The organism is Oceanobacillus longus (genome assembly GCF_042650085.1).
Lineage (GTDB): Bacteria > Bacillota > Bacilli > Bacillales > Amphibacillaceae > Oceanobacillus > Oceanobacillus longus.
On sequence record NZ_JBHSAO010000011.1, the window covers coordinates 233,495 to 253,818 of the forward strand.

Annotated in this window: 19 protein-coding genes; all 19 read left to right on the top strand. The window is 34.8% G+C overall.

Translation table 11 applies throughout. The features are described 5' to 3' along the window. The first annotated feature begins 239 nt into the window (after window positions 1–239). The 19 genes from ACFOUV_RS15090 to ACFOUV_RS15180 all read left to right on the top strand — a co-directional run bounded on the left by ACFOUV_RS15090 (window position 240) and on the right by ACFOUV_RS15180 (window position 20,212). A complete protein-coding gene (locus tag ACFOUV_RS15090; RefSeq protein ID WP_379497611.1) occupies window positions 240–1,001 on the top strand; it encodes a YveK family protein in 762 nt (253 codons plus the stop codon). Next, entirely contained in the window at window positions 976–1,677 is a 702-nt protein-coding gene (locus tag ACFOUV_RS15095; RefSeq protein ID WP_379497612.1) for a CpsD/CapB family tyrosine-protein kinase, read from the top strand. The genes ACFOUV_RS15090 and ACFOUV_RS15095 overlap by 26 nt, the downstream gene beginning before the upstream one ends. 196 nt (window positions 1,678–1,873) lie before the next feature. Continuing rightward, window positions 1,874–2,638: a tyrosine-protein phosphatase gene (locus tag ACFOUV_RS15100; protein WP_379497613.1), complete on the top strand. Its 765-nt coding sequence runs from the start codon at window positions 1,874–1,876 to the stop codon at window positions 2,636–2,638. 117 nt (window positions 2,639–2,755) lie between these two features. Next, window positions 2,756–3,427, top strand: coding sequence for a response regulator (locus tag ACFOUV_RS15105; RefSeq protein WP_379497614.1), 672 nt, complete (start codon window positions 2,756–2,758; stop codon window positions 3,425–3,427). 126 nt (window positions 3,428–3,553) lie between these two features. Then, entirely contained in the window at window positions 3,554–4,258 is a 705-nt protein-coding gene (locus tag ACFOUV_RS15110) for a helix-turn-helix transcriptional regulator (protein WP_379497615.1), read from the top strand. Window positions 4,259–4,292: 34 nt separating this feature from the next. Next, the gene (locus ACFOUV_RS15115; protein ID WP_379497616.1) at window positions 4,293–6,116 is read left to right on the top strand and encodes a polysaccharide biosynthesis protein; all 1,824 of its coding nucleotides are present in this window, start codon (window positions 4,293–4,295) and stop codon (window positions 6,114–6,116) included. Window positions 6,117–6,172: 56 nt separating this feature from the next. Then, a complete protein-coding gene (gene galU, locus ACFOUV_RS15120) occupies window positions 6,173–7,054 on the top strand; it encodes a UTP--glucose-1-phosphate uridylyltransferase GalU (RefSeq protein WP_379497617.1) in 882 nt (293 codons plus the stop codon). Between the two features lie 228 nt (window positions 7,055–7,282). Continuing rightward, on the top strand, window positions 7,283–8,398 hold the full coding sequence (locus ACFOUV_RS15125; protein WP_379497807.1) for a DegT/DnrJ/EryC1/StrS family aminotransferase: 1,116 nt from the start codon (window positions 7,283–7,285) through the stop codon (window positions 8,396–8,398). Then, window positions 8,398–9,042, top strand: coding sequence for a sugar transferase (locus tag ACFOUV_RS15130; RefSeq protein WP_379497618.1), 645 nt, complete (start codon window positions 8,398–8,400; stop codon window positions 9,040–9,042). Before ACFOUV_RS15125 ends, ACFOUV_RS15130 begins: the two co-directional genes overlap by 1 nt. Then, window positions 9,039–9,656, top strand: coding sequence for an acetyltransferase (locus ACFOUV_RS15135; protein WP_379497619.1), 618 nt, complete (start codon window positions 9,039–9,041; stop codon window positions 9,654–9,656). Before ACFOUV_RS15130 ends, ACFOUV_RS15135 begins: the two co-directional genes overlap by 4 nt. A gap of 3 nt (window positions 9,657–9,659) precedes the next feature. Continuing rightward, window positions 9,660–10,871, top strand: a complete 1,212-nt coding sequence (locus tag ACFOUV_RS15140; protein WP_379497620.1) for a glycosyltransferase family 4 protein — start codon at window positions 9,660–9,662, stop codon at window positions 10,869–10,871. A gap of 19 nt (window positions 10,872–10,890) precedes the next feature. Further along, on the top strand, window positions 10,891–11,919 hold the full coding sequence (locus ACFOUV_RS15145; RefSeq protein ID WP_379497621.1) for a polysaccharide biosynthesis protein: 1,029 nt from the start codon (window positions 10,891–10,893) through the stop codon (window positions 11,917–11,919). Window positions 11,920–11,944: 25 nt separating this feature from the next. After that, entirely contained in the window at window positions 11,945–13,054 is a 1,110-nt protein-coding gene (locus ACFOUV_RS15150) for a capsular polysaccharide biosynthesis protein CapF (protein ID WP_379497622.1), read from the top strand. Window positions 13,055–13,056: 2 nt separating this feature from the next. Next, on the top strand, window positions 13,057–14,181 hold the full coding sequence (gene wecB, locus ACFOUV_RS15155; protein ID WP_379497623.1) for a non-hydrolyzing UDP-N-acetylglucosamine 2-epimerase: 1,125 nt from the start codon (window positions 13,057–13,059) through the stop codon (window positions 14,179–14,181). A gap of 2 nt (window positions 14,182–14,183) precedes the next feature. Further along, entirely contained in the window at window positions 14,184–15,365 is a 1,182-nt protein-coding gene (locus tag ACFOUV_RS15160) for a glycosyltransferase family 4 protein (RefSeq protein ID WP_379497624.1), read from the top strand. A 67-nt stretch (window positions 15,366–15,432) separates the two neighbouring features. Then, the gene (locus tag ACFOUV_RS15165; RefSeq protein ID WP_379497625.1) at window positions 15,433–16,563 is read left to right on the top strand and encodes an EpsG family protein; all 1,131 of its coding nucleotides are present in this window, start codon (window positions 15,433–15,435) and stop codon (window positions 16,561–16,563) included. A 30-nt stretch (window positions 16,564–16,593) separates the two neighbouring features. Next, complete coding sequence (locus tag ACFOUV_RS15170) at window positions 16,594–17,649, top strand: glycosyltransferase family 4 protein (protein WP_379497626.1); 1,056 nt, start codon at window positions 16,594–16,596, stop codon at window positions 17,647–17,649. A gap of 126 nt (window positions 17,650–17,775) precedes the next feature. After that, window positions 17,776–18,900: a glycosyltransferase gene (locus ACFOUV_RS15175; protein WP_379497627.1), complete on the top strand. Its 1,125-nt coding sequence runs from the start codon at window positions 17,776–17,778 to the stop codon at window positions 18,898–18,900. Between the two features lie 31 nt (window positions 18,901–18,931). Further along, window positions 18,932–20,212 carry a UDP-N-acetylglucosamine 1-carboxyvinyltransferase gene (locus tag ACFOUV_RS15180; protein WP_379497628.1) on the top strand — a complete coding sequence of 427 codons (1,281 nt, stop codon included), beginning with the start codon at window positions 18,932–18,934 and terminating at the stop codon, window positions 20,210–20,212. Window positions 20,213–20,324: the final 112 nt, after the last annotated feature.

Sequence of the window (20,324 nt, forward strand, 5' to 3'; positions counted from 1 at the left end):
GCTCCTCTATCAAAAAAATTATAGATTGATAGGACATTTGTAATCTTTTTGTAATATACCTATGAAAATCTTCTACAGCAACCCCTATAAAAATATAGAATACTTGTAAATATTTCAAAAAAATATACTCTCTCAAACTTTAATATGATATAATTCCATATTGTAATGTCAAAAAGTAGTGAAATGATATATATAATTCTACAATCTTAGACAAACAAAAATTTATTGGGGGTACCGAAATGGAAGAAACGATTTCCCTGAAAGAGATTTTCGGGGTTTTGAAAAAGCGCTTATTAATGATATTAGCATTTGTGTTTGGCGCTGCACTTGTCGCTGCAATTATAAGTTATTTTGTCTTAACACCTACCTATCAATCTAGCTCACAGTTTATTGTGAATCAAGAACTGCAGGATCCAACTCAATATAATACAAACAACATACAAACAAACGTTCAAATGATTAATACGTATAACATTATTATAAAAAGTCCTGCCATCTTAGATGATGTTGTTAATGAATTAAATCTACCATACTCATCCGCAGCCCTGGGAGAAAAGATTCAAGTTTCAAGTGCAGATAATTCTCAGGTCGTTACCGTAACAGCAACAGACGAAAATCCTGCAACAGCTGTAGATATTGCAAATGCTACGGTAGGAATCTTCCAAAACGAAATTCCTGAAATTATGAATGTAGACAACGTTAGTATTCTAAATGAAGCACAACTAAGCCCGAATCCATCCCCAGTTGCACCGAATCCTATCCTGAACATTGCGATTGCGATTGTTTTAGGTGCCATGGTTGGTGTGGGAATCGCATTCTTACTTGAATACCTGGATAATAGGATAACGACAGAAGATGATGTAGAGAATAAATTAGGATTGCCGATACTCGGTGTTATTTCATGGGTAGATGAAGAGGATATCAGAGGGAATCAATTCACTTTCCAATCAAGTCGTAAGCGAAGGAGTGGCTTTGATGGCGCGCAAGAAAAATCAATCTAGACCAGGCAATAAGATGAGAAATCTCATCACAAAGCTGAACCCGAAATCACCTGTTTCTGAACAATACCGTACGATTCGGACAAATATACAATATGCATCTGTCGATAATGAAATAAAATCTTTGCTTGTTACCTCTTCGGGACCAAGTGAAGGAAAATCAACGACGATTGCAAACTTAGCAGTTGTTTATGCGCAAACAGGTAAGAAAGTACTTCTCATTGATGCGGATCTTCGCAAACCAACGGTACATTACACATTCCGCCTTGATAACTTAAGAGGACTAAGTAATATACTCGTTGGACAAAATACGTTGGATGAAGCCGTTAATCGAACAGATGTTGACAATTTAGATGTCATCTCATGTGGGCCAATCCCACCGAATCCATCCGAGTTACTGGCATCAAGAAAGATGGCTGATTTCTTAAAGGAAGTAACCGCAGCTTATGATCTAGTTATTTTCGATACGCCACCAGTGTTAGCCGTGACGGATGCACAGATTCTAGCTAACATTGTAGATGGATCGCTACTTGTGGTTCGCAGCAAGCATACCGATTTGGAAGCAGCCAATAAGGCGAAGGAAATATTGGAGCCGGCTCAAGCAAAATTGTTGGGAACTGTTTTAAACGGGCGTGAGAAGAAAGCTTCGAATTATTATTACTATTATGGTACGAATTAGATAGAAGAGACTCTCTGTGAAAAAACGCAGAGAGTTTTTCCTTTTTAGGAATAATTAAAATGGTATAAACGTAAAATTTTATAAATATCCTACAAAATATGGAATATATTGTAGGAATCTATTATGTCAAGTATAATAGAATTTAACTATATAACTGTACTTTCAGAAATTAATTAATAGAGAGGTGTGATTGGCAATGATTGATATACATTCCCATATATTACCTGGGGTAGACGATGGTGCAAAAACAGAAGAAGACAGTCTTGCAATGGCAAAAGAAGCAGTATCGCAAGGGATAACTACCATTATTGCAACCCCTCACAATAAAAATGGCAAATACGATAATGAGCGCGCATCGATTAAGAATAACGTTCAAATATTAAGCGAATTATTGGTGAAAGAAGATATACCGCTTACTGTAATTTCCGGCCAAGAAACCCGAATCAATGGTGAAATGATAGAAGATATAAATAATGGGAAATTATTGCCATTAAATGATACGAAATATCTTTTTGTTGAATTTCCCTCCGCCAACGTACCAAGGTACTCCAGTCAGATGCTGTTTGATATACAGGTGGCAGGCTACACTCCTATCATTGTTCATCCCGAAAGAAATCAGGAATTAATCGAGCATCCTTCTAGGCTCTATGAATTTGTTAAAAAAGGTGCGCTCACACAAGTCACTGCAGCAAGCATTGTTGGTAAATTTGGAAAAAATATTCAAAAGTTCTCCCATCAGCTTGTCGAAGCTAATCTTACGCATTTTATTGCATCCGATGCACATAATACAACAACACGAGGATTTTGTATGGACGAAGCTTTTCATGAATTAAAAAACGAATATGGCAGTGACTATTTTTATATGTTTTTGGAAAACAGCCAGCTGCTATTGGATAATATGAATGTGAACCGAATGGAACCATCACAAGTTAAAAAGAAGAAGTTCCTCGGGCTTTTTTAGATGAGCACGGGTAATCAGTGAGGATGTACGTATTATTGTACATCCCTTTCTATAAAATAGAGATAAAGAGAATACGTTAGGGGAGAAGAGATAATACGATTAAAAGGGGAAATTTAGTTGATTAACGTTTTAGTAGTAGAGGATCAACGATTGTTTCGTGATGGGGTAGAAGCAATCATTGAGCGCACAGATGATATAAAAGTAATCGGTGCAGCTGATAATGGGAAAATGGCTATCCAACAGATGGAGCAACTTCGGCCTGATGTTGTGCTAATGGATATCCATATGCCGGATATGGATGGAATACAAACAACATACTATCTGAAGGAGAATTATCCCGAAGTAAAGGTCGTGTTGCTCACCACGAAGGCTGAAGAAGATCTGGTCATTTCAGGTATTAGTGTAGGGGCAGACGGTTTTTTAATCAAAGCACTTCATGCGGATCGACTGATTGAGACGATCCGAATGGCCTATGATGGGGAAATTGTGTTTTCTGGTGATGTTGCCAGAATACTAGCCAGACGTATACGTGAGCTAACGATGAGTAAAAAACAAATCTTTGCACTAGCAATGGAGAGAATTGGTTACAACTTCACGAAGCGTGAGATTGATATCGCATATTTATTAATGGGAAACTATTCAAATAACCAGATCGCCAATAAATTGTTTCTCGGTGAAGGCACGGTTAAAAACTATATTAGTGAAATTTATAATAAGCTGGATATCCATAACCGAGCAAAGGCTATAGCCTTTTTTAAACGGATAGCACATGCAAATAAGGACGATTGACGATTCATTACTTTTTTTGTCGAAAGTCACTAATAACATGACTGCCTCTATAGTACTATGTGAATATATCTTTTTCACAGAGACTTTAGACCCTCTTTAATGGAGATGGATTGGCGGGAAAGAAGCATGATTAAACTTGCGTATATAAGTAAGGTTCCTTTCTCCAGTATGCTAACACAGCGGATGGAGGGCGAATCAGGCATAGAAATAATGGGGCGTATTTATTTAACGGAAAATACTATTGAAATAACCAAGGATTTGAACCCACAAGTTGTTGCGTTGGACACAGACTCTATGTCTATAAATGAAACGGCACAAACGATTCTCCACTTGAAAGAGATGATGCCGGAAGTAAAAATCATCACACTGGTAAATACTTCAGAGCCTGTATATTGTTTCCATATCATAGAGGCAGGTGGAGATAGTATAATAGAAAAGCATTCGGAAATTCTTGCAGATGACGTGATGGATAATATCCAATCTGTACAGAATGCTCATTTTGCCATGCCGCAAACACTAATCGGAAAATTCATCGAACGACTGGATGAGTTGAAGCATGATAACTACGACTTCTTCCAGAAGCGGCTTACTGCAATTGGTGCGGAATTATCGGTAAAGGAAGCGGAAGTTGCCTATTACCTCAGGCAAAACTTAAAAAATAGGGAAATTGCGGTACATCTGGAAATTACCGAAGGAACGGTGAAAGTACATATTAGTAATATTTATCGAAAACTTAACATCAAAGGTAGGAAAAATGTGGTAGAATATCTTGAGAGAGTTATGTCGAATAGTAGCGGTTCTGATAGAATACTGGAACATGCTCACTTTTAAGAACAAGAACAACATGGAAAGGGGCTTTTGATACATGTCCTATCGTAAGAGACTTGCATCGCTGATCACACTGGATTCGATTATTGTCAGTACGGCGATATTTATTGCTTTCTGGGTAATCTATCCATCCTATCCCAACATCTTGCTTACAAATGAACTTTTTATCAGCGCAATTGCATTATTAATCTTTCATCATATCTTTGCGTTTATCTATAAGCTGTATAATAAAGTTTGGGCATATGCGAGTGTAGGCGAGCTCGTTACGATCGTAAAGGCGATCACCTTCTCGATCATCGCAGCCGGTGTGGTACAGTTGCTCACGAGCGGCGCGGTCTACAGAAGAGCATTGCTCATCACGTGGATGTTGCATATCATTTTAATTGGTGGTTCACGATTCATGTGGCGCATATTCCGAGATCGATATATCAATAAGGATCGTACACAAAAACGAACATTAATCGTCGGTGCCGGTTCTGCAGGTGCAATGATCGCTCGTCAACTCCGAAATGAAAATAGTAACACAGATTTACGTCCGGTTGGCTTTGTGGATGATGACATTAACAAACAAAAAATGCAAGTGTATAATCTACCTGTAGCTGGTACAACATCGGATATCGAAGAAGTAGCTGCAAAGCTTGACGTGGAGCATATAGTTATTGCTATTCCGTCCCTTCGTAATGGGCAACTGGAGAAAATTGTTGAACAATGTAATAAAACAAATGCCAAAGTACAAATGATTCCAAAAATCGAGGATCTCATGACAGGAAAAGTATCTGTCAGTCATCTGAAAAATGTGGAAGTAGAAGATCTGCTCGGTCGTGAGCCGGTCAAACTGGATATTGACATCATATCCGAGTATGTCACTGGGAATACTGTGATGGTAACTGGTGCAGGTGGATCAATCGGTTCAGAAATCTGCCGCCAGTTGATGCGCTTCACACCGAAGAAAATAGTACTTGTGGGACACGGGGAATACAGCATTTATAATATTGATATGGAACTCAAACGTGTCTATGGTGATACGGAAACAGAGATTATTCCAATTATTGGAGATGTGCAGGATCGCGAGCGGATCTTTGATGTTGTGGATCAACATCAACCGGAAATCATTTACCATGCAGCGGCACATAAGCATGTACCATTGATGGAATATAATCCGCATGAAGCGGTGAAAAACAATATCATCGGTACGAAAAATGTCGCAGAAGCAGCTGATGCGTTTGGTGTCAATAAATTTGTGATGGTATCGACCGATAAAGCAGTAAACCCAACGAATGTCATGGGTGCAACAAAACGTGTTGCGGAAATGGTTGTTCAGGACTTGGCAAGTCGCAGCAAAACGAAATTTGTCGCTGTCCGATTCGGGAATGTGCTTGGTAGCCGTGGTAGTGTTATTCCACTCTTTAAAAAGCAGATTGAAAGAGGCGGACCGGTTACGGTTACGCATCCGGATATGACCCGTTACTTTATGACGATTCCAGAAGCATCCAGATTGGTGATTCAGGCAGGGACACTTGCGAAGGGTGGAGAGATCTTCGTCCTGGATATGGGTGAGCCTGTGAAGATTGTTGAACTTGCGCGTAATCTGATTAAGCTTTCTGGCTATACGGAGGATGAGATTCCGATTGAATTCGCTGGGATCCGGCCTGGTGAGAAGATGTATGAGGAGCTGCTAGGGGAAGGTGAAGTTCACCCTGATGCTGTTTATGAGAAGATTTATGTTGGGCGGACGGTTGAGGTTGATTCGCAACTTTTGCTTGACCTTATTGATAAATTCGACTGCTATGACGCTGTAAAATTAAAAGATGAGTTGATGGGGATTGTTTATGCGGAGCGGAGATTGATGGCGAAAGCATAACTTAGCTTATTTATAATTTAGTACTTTAATCTTTATTATTTATGGGGGTATTTATATTGAAAACGATAAAAAAAGCAATCATTCCGGCGGCAGGTCTGGGTACTCGATTCTTGCCAGCTACAAAAGCAATGCCGAAAGAAATGTTGCCAATTGTGGATCGACCGACAATTGAGTATATTGTTGAGGAAGCGATTGAGTCTGGGATAGAAGATATTATTATTGTAACTGGTAAAGGGAAACGTGCGATTGAAGATCACTTTGATCATAACTTTGAATTAGAAGACAACCTTATAAAGAAGGAAAAATTTGACTTACTGGAAAAAGTAAATCAAGCATCCAATGTCGAAATACACTACATAAGACAAAAAGAACCTAAAGGATTAGGTCATGCCGTATGGTGTGCGCGTAAATTTATTGGTGATGAGCCGTTTGCGGTATTGTTGGGTGATGATATTGTAAGGGCGGAAACACCTTGTTTAAAACAATTAATTCAACAATATGAGGAAACACAAAGTTCCGTTGTTGGTGTTCAACAAGTACCTGATAGTGAAACACATCGTTATGGTATTGTGGATCCAAGTACAATTGAAGGAAGACGTTATCAAGTGAATAACTTTGTGGAAAAACCGAAGCAAGGAACTGCACCTTCTAATTTGGCTATTATGGGTCGTTATGTGTTTACTCCTGAGATTTTTGATTTTCTTGATAAGCAACAAGTTGGTGCAGGTGGAGAGATTCAGCTGACGGATGCGATTCAGATGTTGAATGAGATTCAGAAGGTGTATGCTTATGACTTTGAAGGAAAAAGATATGATGTTGGGGAGAAGTTGGGGTTTGTGAAGACGACGGTGGAGTTGGCGCTGGAGAATGAGGAGATTCGGGAAGAGTTAATGAAATTCCTTGTCCAAAAGGTAGATAAATCAAGCGTTAATAGTTAAAAAACTATGGGTATTATATATAACGGTTTATAGGCGGTGCCTCCTTACCTTTATTGAAGGAGGCATTTGGCTGTAAATTTAGATTTTTTGGAATGGTATATGTGATAGGATGAAATTTAGTGGATTAGTTGTTGGTTGGAAGTAGAATTCAAAATTGGAATTAAGAACTAATCTACTAAAATGTTAACTTAAAACAGGGAAGGAAGTCTTTAAATGGAGTCAACAAAAGTGAATGAAAGAATATTCCTCTCCTCACCACATATGAGTGATGAAGGCTATGAACAACAATTTGTGAAAGAAGCTTTTGATACAAACTGGATTGCCCCCCTTGGTGAAAACGTAAATGGTTTTGAAAGAGAGCTAGCCGTAAAGGTAGGTTCTAAGGCAGCTGCAGCACTTTCCTCAGGTACTGCTGCTATTCATTTGGCACTAAAAGCTGTTGAAGTAGGAGAAGGGGATATTGTTTTCTGTACATCACTTACTTTCTCAGCTACAGCAAATCCAATCATCTACCAAAATGCTATTCCTGTTTTTATAGATAGTGACTATGAAACGTGGAATATGAGTCCGAAAGCATTGGAAGAAGCATTTGAAAAATATCCAGAAGTCAAAGCAGTTATCATTGTACATTTATACGGTTTATCTGCAGATATGGATAAAATTATGGAGATTTGCAGGAAACATAATGTAGCGGTTATAGAAGATGCTGCAGAATCTTTAGGTACTTACTATAAAGGTAAGCATACGGGGACTTTCGGTGACTATGGCATCTTCTCTTTTAATGGAAATAAGATTATTACTACTTCAGGTGGTGGGATGCTTGTATCTAATAATGAAGAGCCAATTGCAAAGGCAAGATTTTGGGCTACCCAATCAAGAGATCAAGCAAGACATTATCAACATAGTGAATTAGGATTTAATTATCGAATGAGTAATGTCGTTGCTGGGATTGGTAGAGGGCAGCTTAAGGTACTAGATCAGAGAGTCGCCAAGAAGAGGTATATATTTGATTTTTATAATAAAGAACTTGGTAACCTTGAGGATGTTGAGTTTATGCCTACTAATGAGTGGGATGAACCGAATTATTGGTTAAGTTCGATGACGTTGACTGGTAAAGTAAGACCGATTGATATATTTGAAGCATTGGAAGCTGAAAATATCGAGTCGAGGCCCGTGTGGAAACCAATGCATATGCAGCCTTTTTTTGAGAAATATGATTTTGTTGGTGAAGGTGTATCGGAGAAGTTGTTTGAGAATGGGGTTTGTTTGCCGTCTGATACGAAGATGACGGAAAGGGATTTGGAGAGAGTATGTAAGATTATTAAAGGGTTGTGGTTAAAGTAATGGAAAATACATTAGGTGGAGTCTATAGAAGGTTTTTAAAAAGACCTATGGATTTTATACTATCTTTAATTGCTATCCTAATCCTTAGCCCAATTCTTTTACTTGTGGCTATCCTAGTAAGAACGAAGCTAGGCAGTCCTGTATTATTTAAACAAAAAAGACCAGGACTAAATGAGAACATTTTTATGATGTATAAGTTTAGAACGATGACGGATGAGAGAGATAAGGATGGGGGACTACTTCCCGATAGTGTTAGACTGACAAAGTTTGGAAGATTATTACGATCAACATCGCTCGATGAACTTCCGGAACTATTTAACATTCTTAAAGGAGATATGTCTATTGTTGGACCCAGACCATTATTAGTACAATATCTTCCTCTTTACAATATACATCAAAAACGACGTCACGAAGCAAGACCAGGTCTATCTGGATTGGCACAAATTAGTGGCAGAAATGCAATTAGCTGGGAAGATAAATTTAATTTGGATGTTGAATATGTTGATAATGTAAGTTTTACAGGTGACTGGAAAATAATCCTAATGACTATAAAGAAAGTCTTTGTTAGAGAAGGTATTAATTCTGAAACTGCAGCCACGATAGAACCTTTTAAGGGAAACAAAAAGGACCGAATAGAATCATGAAAAACAAACTTTTAATAATTGGTGCTAGTGGCCACGGAAAAGTGGTAGCTGATATTGCATTGAAAATGAATAAGTGGAAGACTATTGCTTTCCTAGATGATGATAAAAATATTAGGTCATCGATGGGATTAGAAGTTATTGGAACTTCAGATTACGTATTTAAGCATATAGATGATTATGAAGTATTTGTAGGTATAGGTAATAATGTTACTAGACAAAAAATTCATGAAATGTTGGAAAAAGCTGGCGCTAGTATTCCCGTATTAATTCATCCTAATACCGTTATTGGATCGCAAGTAGATTTAGAAACTGGGACAGTCGTCATGGCAGGGGCAGTTATTAACTGTTGTACAAAAGTAGGAAAAGGCTGCATCGTTAATACAGGTTCTACACTAGATCATGATAATAACATTGAAGATTTTGTTCATATTTCACCAGGAGCTCATTTAGCAGGAACCGTAAATGTTGGACAGGGATCGTGGTTAGGTATAGGTAGTGTTGTAAGTAATAATTTAAACATCACTAGTGGTTGCCAGGTGGGTGCTGGTTCTGTTGTTGTTAGGGATATAACTGAATCTGGTTTATATGTTGGTGTTCCAGTTAGGAGAATTTAGTATATGAATATTTTATTTTTAACACTTTTAGATTTTTCAACACTTGAAGAAACTGGTATATACACAGATTTAATGAGAGAGTTTGTAAAGGGAAACCATGAAGTGTACATGATTTCTCCAACTGAAAAGAGAAAACAACAACCCACAAGGTTAATTGAAAGTGAAAATTATAAAATACTTAAATTACAGATAGGTAATACTCAAAAAACTAATTTGGTAGAAAAGGGTATCTCAACTCTTACGTTGGAATCTAAATTCCAAAAAGGAATAAAAGATTATTTTTCGGATGTGAAATTTGACTTAGTTATTTATACAACACCTCCAATAACATTGCAGAAAGCTATCGAATATGTGAAAAAGAGAGACAATGCTACAACTTATTTATTGTTAAAAGACATCTTTCCACAGAATGCAGTAGACCTTCGCATAGTTAAAAAGACTGGAATCAGAGGACTCTTATATAATTATTTCAAATCTAAGGAAAAAAAATTGTATGAAATCTCGGATTATATTGGGTGTATGTCCCAAGCGAATGTAGACTTTTTATTAAATCAAAACCCAGAATTACCTTCTGATATTATAGAAGTATGCCCTAATAGTATAGAACCATTAACAATAGAGAAAGATAAACAAAAGATAAAAGAGATAAAGAAGAAATATAACATACCATTAGATTGTACAGTGTTTATTTATGGTGGAAATCTTGGTAAACCACAAGGTATTGACTTTTTAATTGAGTGTTTAAAAGCTAATAAAAATAACAAAGAGGTCTACTTTGTTATCGCAGGTTCAGGAACAGAGTTCAATAAACTAAGAAATTACTTTGAGACATCACAACCATCTAATGCTCAGCTATTTTCACTATTACCAAAAGAGGATTATGAAGTGTTGGCGAATTCAAGTGATGTGGGATTAATTTTCTTGGATGAACGCTTTACAATACCTAATTTTCCTTCAAGGCTTCTGTCTTACATGCAGGCTTCCATGCCAGTGTTAGCAGCAACTGATGTTAACACGGATATTGGACAAGTTATTGAACAAGGTGAATTTGGCCTATGGTGTGAAAGTAATAATGTTAAAGAATTTAATAAGAAAGTGAAAAAGTTATGTGATAAAGAATTGAGAGAACATATGGGTAAAAACGCTAGAAATTATTTAGAAGAAAATTACACTGCTAAACATTCCTATGAAATAATCATGAACCATTTTAACTAGAGGGAAAAGAGGTAAATACATGTTTAAAGATAAAACACTATTAATTACTGGCGGTACTGGATCTTTTGGTAATGCTGTAATGAATAGATTTCTAGATACAGATATAAAAGAAATTCGAATCTTTTCTCGTGATGAAAAGAAACAGGATGATATGAGGAAAAGATATAAAAATGATAAACTTAAATTTTACTTAGGTGATGTAAGAGACTTAGCGAGTGTTAAAAATGCAATGCACGGAGTTGACTACATATTTCATGCTGCTGCATTAAAACAAGTTCCATCATGTGAATTTTTCCCTCTTGAGGCAGTTAAAACGAATGTGAACGGCACAGACAATGTATTAACCGCTGCTATTGAGTATGGAGTTAAAAAAGTGATTTGCCTTTCTACAGATAAAGCTGCATATCCAATTAATGCAATGGGAATCTCAAAAGCTATGATGGAAAAGGTATTTGTCGCTAAATCAAAAACAGTTGATCCAGAAAGAACACTTATTTGTGGTACTCGATATGGCAATGTCATGGCGTCTCGAGGCTCAGTTATTCCGTTATTTATCGAACAAATAAAAAATGGACAGTCTTTAACAGTTACCGATCCTAATATGACAAGATTTCTAATGAGCTTAGAGGAAGCAGTAGAGTTAGTTGTATTTGCATTTGAGAATGCTGAAGCAGGAGATATTATGGTCCAGAAATCCCCGGCTAGTACAATTGGTGACCTAGCACAAGCTGTAAAGGAACTGTTTAATGCAGAGAATGAAATAAAAATCATTGGAACCCGCCACGGAGAAAAACGTTACGAAACACTTCTTACGAAAGAAGAGTATGTAAAAGCTGAAGATTTACCAGGTTTCTATAAAGTTCCTGCTGATCAAAGAGACCTTAACTATGATAAGTATTTTGCGGAGGGCGATCAGAAGCTTTCTACTGTTGAAGAATATAACTCGGATAATACAGATATCCTTAATGTTGAACAAATTAAAGAGAAATTATTACAGTTAGATTATGTGCATCACGAGCTTAAAAAGTGGAAGGAAATGGGCTATTAAAATAATCTAAAGGTGGAATTGACTTATGAAAATTCTTGTAACGGGAGCAAATGGCTTTGTAGGAAAAAACCTTTTAGCAGAATTAAATAATAAAGGATACAATGAAATATTAGAATACACTAGAGAAAGTGATCCTGCATCACTTGAAACATACACAAAAGAATGTGATTTTGTCTTTCACTTGGCTGGGGTAAATAGACCAAAAGACGAAGCTGAATTTATGAAAGGTAATTTTGGTTTAACTGCACACTTACTAGAGCTGTTAAAGAAACATAACAATAAAGCTCCCGTTCTTGTTACTTCTTCTATTCAAGCGAAAAAAGCTAATCCATATGGAAAAAGTAAGAAGGCTGGAGAGGATTTATTATTTGATTATCAGAAAGAAACAGATAGCAAAGTCTACGTATATCAACTACCGAACTTATTTGGCAAGTGGAGCAAGCCTAATTATAATACTGTAGTGGCTACTTATTGTCATAACATTGCTAGGAACTTAGATATACAAGTAAATAATCCAGATGCTGAACTTAATCTTTGTTACATAGATGATGTGATAGAGGAATTTGTAAGTGCCTTAGAAGGAAATCCGACAATAAAGAATGGTTTCTGTGTTGTTCCTATAACACATACTATCAAACTTGCAGGATTAGCAGACCTTATTAAGGGGTTTAAAGAAAGCAGAACAAATTTAAGTATTCCTAATATGGACGATGCTTTGACTAAGAAGTTATATAGTACTTATTTAAGTTTCTTGCCAGAGAATCAATTTTCATATGATCTTAAAATGAATGTTGATCAAAGAGGTTCTTTTACAGAATTTATGAGAACTCCTGAACGAGGTCAGGTTTCTGTAAATGTATCGAAACCAGGAATTACTAAAGGAAATCACTGGCATCATACTAAAAATGAAAAATTTCTAGTTGTTAGTGGTGAAGGTCTTATTCGATTTAGAAAGATAGATTCAGATGAAATTATCGAATATAGAGTAAGAGGTGAAAAGTTACAGGTTGTTGACATTCCTACTGGATATACACACTCTATTGTAAATATAGGGGAAAGTGATCTCGTAACAGTAATGTGGGCAAATGAATGCTTTGATCCAGATAATCCTGATACTTATTTCGTGGAGGTATAATGATGAAGAAGTTAAAAGTTATGACAGTCGTTGGTACAAGACCGGAAATTATAAGATTGTCAGCTGTTATTAATAAATTAGAAGAATCAAATGCTATTGATCACATTCTTGTACATACAGGACAGAATTATGATTATGAACTGAATGAAGTTTTCTTTAAAGATTTTAATCTTAAAAAACCAGATTATTTTCTTAATTCAGCTACTGGAACTGCAGTTGAAACAATAGGGAATATATTAATTAAAATTGACCCTATTTTGGAGGAAGTAAAACCAGATTCCTTCTTAGTATTAGGAGATACTAATAGTTGTTTATGTGCTATTGCTGCGAAAAGAAAGCAGATTCCTATATTCCATATGGAAGCAGGAAACCGATGCTTTGACCAAAGAGTTCCTGAAGAGACCAATAGAAAAATTGTTGATCATACAGCAGATATTAATTTAACTTATAGTGATATTGCAAGAGAGTATTTACTTAGAGAAGGCCTACCTGCAGATAGAATTATTAAGACTGGAAGCCCTATGTTTGAAGTTCTCAAGGCGAAAGAGGATGACATAGCGAATTCTGATATATTAGAAAGGTTGAACCTAGAGGAAGAAAAATATTTTGTAGTATCAGCTCACAGGGAAGAAAATATTAATTCGAAGGAAAATTTCAGTGATTTAGTAGATAGCTTAGATGGAATAGCAGAAAAGTATAATCTTCCAGTGGTCGTAAGTACTCATCCTAGAACTAGAAATATGATAAATACACAAGGAATTGAGTTTAATCCGTTAGTTCAAATAATGAAACCTCTAGGCTTTAATGATTATATACGGCTTCAAGTTAATGCAAAATCAGTACTTAGTGATAGCGGAACTATTAGTGAGGAATCATCCATTTTAGGCTTTAAAGCACTTAATATTAGACAAACACATGAGAGACCAGAGGCAATGGAAGAGGCGTCGGTAATTATGGTTGGCTTAAAAAGAAATAGAATTTTACAAGGACTTGAATTATTAGAGACTCAAAAGAAAAATACATTAAGACTTGTTAGTGATTATAGTATGCCTAACGTATCAGAAAAGGTCTTAAGAATAATTTTGTCCTATACCGATTATGTTAATAGGGTTGTCTGGGGGAAATAAACATGAAACTTTTGGTTGCAGCTGATTCTTTGTTTTTAAGGACATCGGATGGGAAATACTGGTGTAAAACTATTTATGGCTATAATTTTTGGTCGCGTTACTTATCGGTATTTGAGGAGATTGTTATAGTTTCTAGAACTAAGCCTGCTGATTCTAAAGAAGTACTTGGGTATCTTAGAGTTGATGGACAGAATATAAATGTTGTTGAATTACCATACATGAGGGGAATGAAACAATATATTAAACATTATTTTACCTTTATTAGGGCGGTCAAAAAGGCAGTCAAAAATGCAGAATGCGCATTAATTAGATTGCCCTCGGTTTCTGCTTTTATGGTGCTGAAATATTTCAAACTTAAAGGTAAACCTTATGCGTTAGAAGTAGTTGCAGACCCATTTGATGCGTATGCTTCTAACAAAATAGCTCAATATTATTATACTAAAAAACTAAAAGAAGCAACATTGCAAGCAAATGGAGTCTCATATGTTACAAGTAATTACTTACAGGAAAGGTATCCTTCGACCGCAAGAATTAGTAACTATAAAGAAGATAACTTTTTTGAGTCTTATTATTCAACTATTGATCTCAAAGAGGATTTTTTCAGCCAACCTAGAGCCTATGATATTGGAAATAGTCCATTTAAAATAGTCCATACTGCAAACAGTATTAATACGGACAATAAAGGACATGCTACCATTTTAAATATAGTAAAGAAATTAAGAGACCAAAATTTTAATATTGAAGTAACATTTATTGGAGATGGCAGTAAAAAGGCTTATTATCAACAACTATCAAGACAATTGGACATTGATGAATATGTAAATTTTACTGGGTTGTTGTCATCACCTCAAGAAGTTAGAGAAGAGCTTTTAAATGGAGATATATTTGTATTTCCAACAAAAGCTGAGGGGTTGCCGAGAGCAGTAATAGAGGCAATGGCTGTTGGTTTGCCTTGCTTGTCTACCCCAGTAAATGGAATTCCTGAGTTATTAAAGGATGAATATTTATTTGATCCTCTAGATGTAAATAGTTTTTCGAACAAAATTATAGAATTGATTAATAACCCTAAAGAGTTGGAAAAGATGAGTAACGAAAATGTAGAAAAAGCTTTAGAATATATTGATATTAAGCTTATTAAAAAAAGAGAAGATTTCTACATGAAATTAAAAAAACTATGCATCTAGGGAAATAACGGAATGAAAAAGGTTATTTATAGGGAGCAAAATTTAAATAAAAGGGAGATATATAAGAGTGGATTTAATTCCATATTTTATCGTACTAATTAGCTTAACATTATTTTTAACACTAGCTAGACGGAATGTAATTACTAACAATAATATTCAGGGTATTGTCTTAAAAAAATACTCACTTGTAGGTATGATAAGTATAATAATATCCTATTTGATATTTACTTCCTTTTCAGTATTTAGAGTGATTGAATTTGGCTTAGGAGGTAATGATGCACATAATTACAAGTTAATATTTAACAATGCAAATGGCAATGTTATAGAATCACTCAGTATTCAGCCTTACGAGCCTGGATATGCTCTAATTATTTGGTTATCTCGAGCAATTAGTGAAGATTATAGAGTAGCACTTTTTATTATTTATTCTATTATGTTCATTTTTCTTATAAATTTTATTAAATATATTAGTTGGAGTAAATATGTACCCATTTCTATTTTTCTACTACTCACGATGTGGCTTAGTAGTTTTAATACTTTAAGAGTCATTTTAGCAATTTTCATTGGTACATATGTATACTCGTTACTTTTTAAAAAGAAGTATAACTATGCATTATTGGTAGCAATAATTGCAACAACAATTCATACTGCGGCAATTGTTTTATTTCCAGTAATAGCGATTGTTAAGATTATTGAGAATAGAGCTAAATTCAGGCCTAGTAAATTAATATTTTTTATAATAATCTTATCTGGTATTTTTTTATTGTCTATTAACATAATTGAAGTATTTATAAGTGGAACAAGTTATGAATTATACATAGAGTATAAGGAAGGTGCAGTTGCTCTAGGGACATATATAGTTATAATTATATCTTTTGTTTTGTCTCTAATTAAATTTAATGATCTAGTAGAGATAAATCCATATAACAAAATTTTAGTAGTTATATTGCCTATTGGTCTGTCTTTATATGTACTACAAGCTAATTTTTCTATTGTATATAGAATGGTGCTATTCTTTTTACCTATACTATATGTTTTAATACCTGATTTAATAAGAACGTTTCGAATAAATAGAACCAAAGAACTTATAAAATTGCCAATAAAAATAGGATTGTTTTCGTATTTGATATATAGAATTTATAGTTTTTGGGCAATTGAAATTGATAGCGTCGGGGTTCCGTATATTATTGATTTTTAATATTATAGTATGATTTTGGAGGTGCTATTTGTGGATACAATTAGAGAAAAGTTTGTTTTTGTTATCGGAGCCGTTAGTTTTGGGGGGGCAGAAAGAGTAATTTGCAATCTTGCTAATAAATTTGTTGAAAATGGTGATGAAGTTATATTAGTAGCAGTTCATGATAAGGGAACTGCATATCAAATAGATGAAAGGGTTAGAATAGTTAACGGAATTAAAGGCGATCATCCACTTTCTAAAATGATGAGTTTTAGAAAATTAATTAAGAAGGAAAAACCAAAATCCATATTATCATTTTTAACACATATTAATATTTTTGTGATCTTATCAACAATAGGGTTGCAATCAAAAATAGTCATTTCGGAGAGAAATGATCCTTATCGAGAGCCCTCTCAGCTTATAAGGAGGATACTGAGAAGATTAGTATATCCGCTAACTGACGGAATAGTGCTTCAAACAGAGCAAGCAAGGGATTATTTTCCTGATAAAGTTAAAAAAAAGTCTACTGTAATTCCAAATCCTGTATTTACAAAAAATGGTAAGGCTTATGAGCATAGAAAAAATAGAATAATTAATGTTGGACGATTAGTACCACAAAAAAGGCAGGATATCCTAATAAAAGCATTTAAAAAAATCAATGAAAATTTTTCATACAGATTGGATATATATGGAGAAGGTCCTGAGTGGGATAATTTAAATTGTTTAATATCCCAACTAAACTTACAAGAAAGCGTAACTCTTCATGGGACAGTCAGTGATTTACAAAACGAAATTAAGGACGCAAACATCTTTGTATTATCCTCCGATTTTGAAGGTATGCCTAATGCCTTGATAGAAGCAATGTCTTTAGGAATACCAAGTATTAGTACAGATTGCCCAATTGGTGGACCAAAAGAGCTTATAACCCATCAAATCAATGGCCTGTTAATTCCTACTTCAAACGAGAAAGAATTAGTGAAATCTATTGAGCTGCTAATTGAGGATAAGCAACTTTGGGAAAAGATATCAAAAGAAAGCATAAAAATTAATGAAAAACTATCTTTGGATAAAATTTCCTATAGGTGGAGAAAGTACTTACTTAAATAAATTTAAATTAAAATGAATCGTTAATATAGATTGATTTAGACAAAATTGCTATGTATTAAGTAATTAGCAAATTATTATGTGAGAATATTAGATAGTAAAAATAATTTTACTAGTAAGGTGGCTGGGATGAGTAAAGAAAAAGTTGCAATTTTCACCATGAATAATTCATTATCTGGTGCTGAAAAAAGGTTTATCAGAATAGCAAGTGAACTTAGTGTAGTCCGAGAAGATATTCTGCTAATTATTAACAAAGAACTTCTTGAACTAGCAATAAATGATACAGAAATCAGCACAAAAGTTAAATTTTTGTTGAATAAAGGATGCTTGATAACATTAAATAAAACTAATTCTAATAATAGAGTGAAGAGAATTACAACAAACTTTTATAGTCTATTTAGAATAATAAAAAATTACAACATAAAAATTATTCATTGTTCATTGGGTGCACTAAAATATACTTTGTTGAAAAAATTTGTCGATATAAAAGTAATTGCTGAAATTACTAGTCCTGATGTAGCCTTTGAGATTACACAGAGAAAAAAATATAAATACATGGTTCCTAATTTTGATAAGATAATAGCAGTGAGTCAAGGAGTTGAAGAAAAAACAATTAAAAGTTTAGAGACTCTTGGTTATAAGAGTTTATCTAGAAATGTCCACTGTTCCTCAATCCCATTTTTTCTACCTAAGGTAGGTGCTAATGAATTTGATAAGTTTGAAAAAGAAAATTTAATTGTATTTGCATCGCGATTTGTGGATCGAAAAAATCCTGTCTTATTCGCCCAGGCGGTAAATAAATTTTTGAATGAAAACGGTATTTGGAAAGTTGCAATTCTAGGTAAAGGCCCATTAGAGGATGAAGTGAAGTTAGAGTTGAAAAAGCATATCGCAAGTGAAAGAGTAATTGTCGAACATACCAAAGATATTTACGGGTATTTAAAAAGAAGTAAACTATTTGTTTCTCTGATCTACCCCGATAATTATCCTTCACAAAGTATTTTAGAGGCCATGTTTATGAAAAACGCAATATTAGCTACAAGTATTGGAAATACAAATAAACTAGTTACTGAGAAAAATGGATACCTGGTTGACTATGATATAGAAAGCATTTTGAAAGGATTGAAAGATGCGGTCCTTGATGATAATAGTTTATTAGAGATGGGAGAGCAATCTTTAAATCTTATTAAAGAAAAGTTCTCGAAGGATATTTATATAGATGAACTTCAAAATATATATGAAAGTCTAAAATAATATAATTTTAGGCGGAAATGGAGGAATATTAATGACATCATTAAATTTAAAAGCACAATCAATTCAAGAATATGTTGTTCAGGGAGGCAATGAATTATTCGGTGAGGTACTTTTGTCTGGGGCTAAGAATGCTGCTCTACCAATGATCGCAGCTGCTTGTATGGGTGAAGAGTATACAACATTAAAAAATGTTCCTATGAAACTGCGTGATATAAATATTCTAATAGGAATTTTAAGAGAATTGGGTGCTGATATCCATATTGATGAAACATCAGTTTCTTGCAGAAGAGGAAATTTTCCCAATCAAAAGGTTGCTCCACAAATAGCAAGTGAAATTCGATATTCTTTGTTATTATTAGGTCTCACAGCAGCTCTTAGAGAAGAATTAGAATTACCACTTCCTGGTGGTTGTAAGATTGGAAATCGAAAATATGATTTACACGTTCTTGGTATGAAAAAGTTGGGGGCAAAAGTAGAAGAAAATGATCGAGGTATATACCTTCAGTCTGACACATTAAAAGGGAGTAACATTGAATTCTACCTTCCAACCACATCAGGTACAGAAAATGTTATGATAGCTTCCGTATTAGCAGAAGGGAAAACAACTATATTAAATGCAAATACAAGACCAGAAGTAATTCAATTAGCAGATTTACTTAATGCGATGGGAGCTAAGGTTACTTGTAGTAACAGAGTAGTTAAAGTTGAAGGGCAGTCTAGAATACGTGGAGGAGTTGAAGTTTCAGTTATGCCAGGTTGGGACGAGGCAGTAACATATGCTGTCGCTGCCGGTGTTACTGGTGGGGAGATATATATACCAAATTTTAATACCACGTTTATTAAAGAGGATGTACGCTACCTTAATATGGCTGGTGTAAAGGTATTTGAATGGGGAACGTCACTTTATGTTTCGGGAAAAGATAAAAAAAATAAGTTTGACTTATTTACAGCTCCATATCCTGGAATTAATTCGGATATGCAACCAATCTTTGCAACTTTAGCGCTTGCAGCTAATGGTATTAGTACGATAGCTGACTTAAGATTCACCGATAGGTTCCAGTACGTTGAGGAGCTGAAAAAATTTGATGCAAATATTTCTGCATTCGGTAATACTGCTATTATAAGTGGTGGTAAACAGCTTAAAGGAGCGAGTGTAAAAGCAACGGACTTGCGAGGTGGAGCTGCTTGCATTTTAACAGGATTATTTGCAGAAGGTGAGACAATTATATCTAATATTGATCAAATAAATAGAGGCTATGAAAATATTCACGAGAAATTGTCAAGCATTGGTGCAAATATTAAGCTAAAATAAACTTAATATTATGTAGTAACTAATATATGTTTTATTGCTGATAATCTATGGTAAGATAATTGTTGAAAAAGTTGTATATCCAGTAGTCGTTAAGAGGATTCCAATAGGACTT

Coding starts and splice junctions, on each gene's coding strand:
- ACFOUV_RS15090 (WP_379497611.1), top strand. CDS start 240: ATGGAAGAAACGATTTCCCTGAAAGAGATTTTCGGGGTTTTGAAAAAG.
- ACFOUV_RS15095 (WP_379497612.1), top strand. CDS start 976: ATGGCGCGCAAGAAAAATCAATCTAGACCAGGCAATAAGATGAGAAAT.
- ACFOUV_RS15100 (WP_379497613.1), top strand. CDS start 1,874: ATGATTGATATACATTCCCATATATTACCTGGGGTAGACGATGGTGCA.
- ACFOUV_RS15110 (WP_379497615.1), top strand. CDS start 3,554: ATGATTAAACTTGCGTATATAAGTAAGGTTCCTTTCTCCAGTATGCTA.
- ACFOUV_RS15115 (WP_379497616.1), top strand. CDS start 4,293: ATGTCCTATCGTAAGAGACTTGCATCGCTGATCACACTGGATTCGATT.
- ACFOUV_RS15130 (WP_379497618.1), top strand. CDS start 8,398: ATGGAAAATACATTAGGTGGAGTCTATAGAAGGTTTTTAAAAAGACCT.
- ACFOUV_RS15135 (WP_379497619.1), top strand. CDS start 9,039: ATGAAAAACAAACTTTTAATAATTGGTGCTAGTGGCCACGGAAAAGTG.
- ACFOUV_RS15140 (WP_379497620.1), top strand. CDS start 9,660: ATGAATATTTTATTTTTAACACTTTTAGATTTTTCAACACTTGAAGAA.
- ACFOUV_RS15145 (WP_379497621.1), top strand. CDS start 10,891: ATGTTTAAAGATAAAACACTATTAATTACTGGCGGTACTGGATCTTTT.
- ACFOUV_RS15150 (WP_379497622.1), top strand. CDS start 11,945: ATGAAAATTCTTGTAACGGGAGCAAATGGCTTTGTAGGAAAAAACCTT.
- wecB (WP_379497623.1), top strand. CDS start 13,057: ATGAAGAAGTTAAAAGTTATGACAGTCGTTGGTACAAGACCGGAAATT.
- ACFOUV_RS15160 (WP_379497624.1), top strand. CDS start 14,184: ATGAAACTTTTGGTTGCAGCTGATTCTTTGTTTTTAAGGACATCGGAT.
- ACFOUV_RS15175 (WP_379497627.1), top strand. CDS start 17,776: ATGAGTAAAGAAAAAGTTGCAATTTTCACCATGAATAATTCATTATCT.
- ACFOUV_RS15180 (WP_379497628.1), top strand. CDS start 18,932: ATGACATCATTAAATTTAAAAGCACAATCAATTCAAGAATATGTTGTT.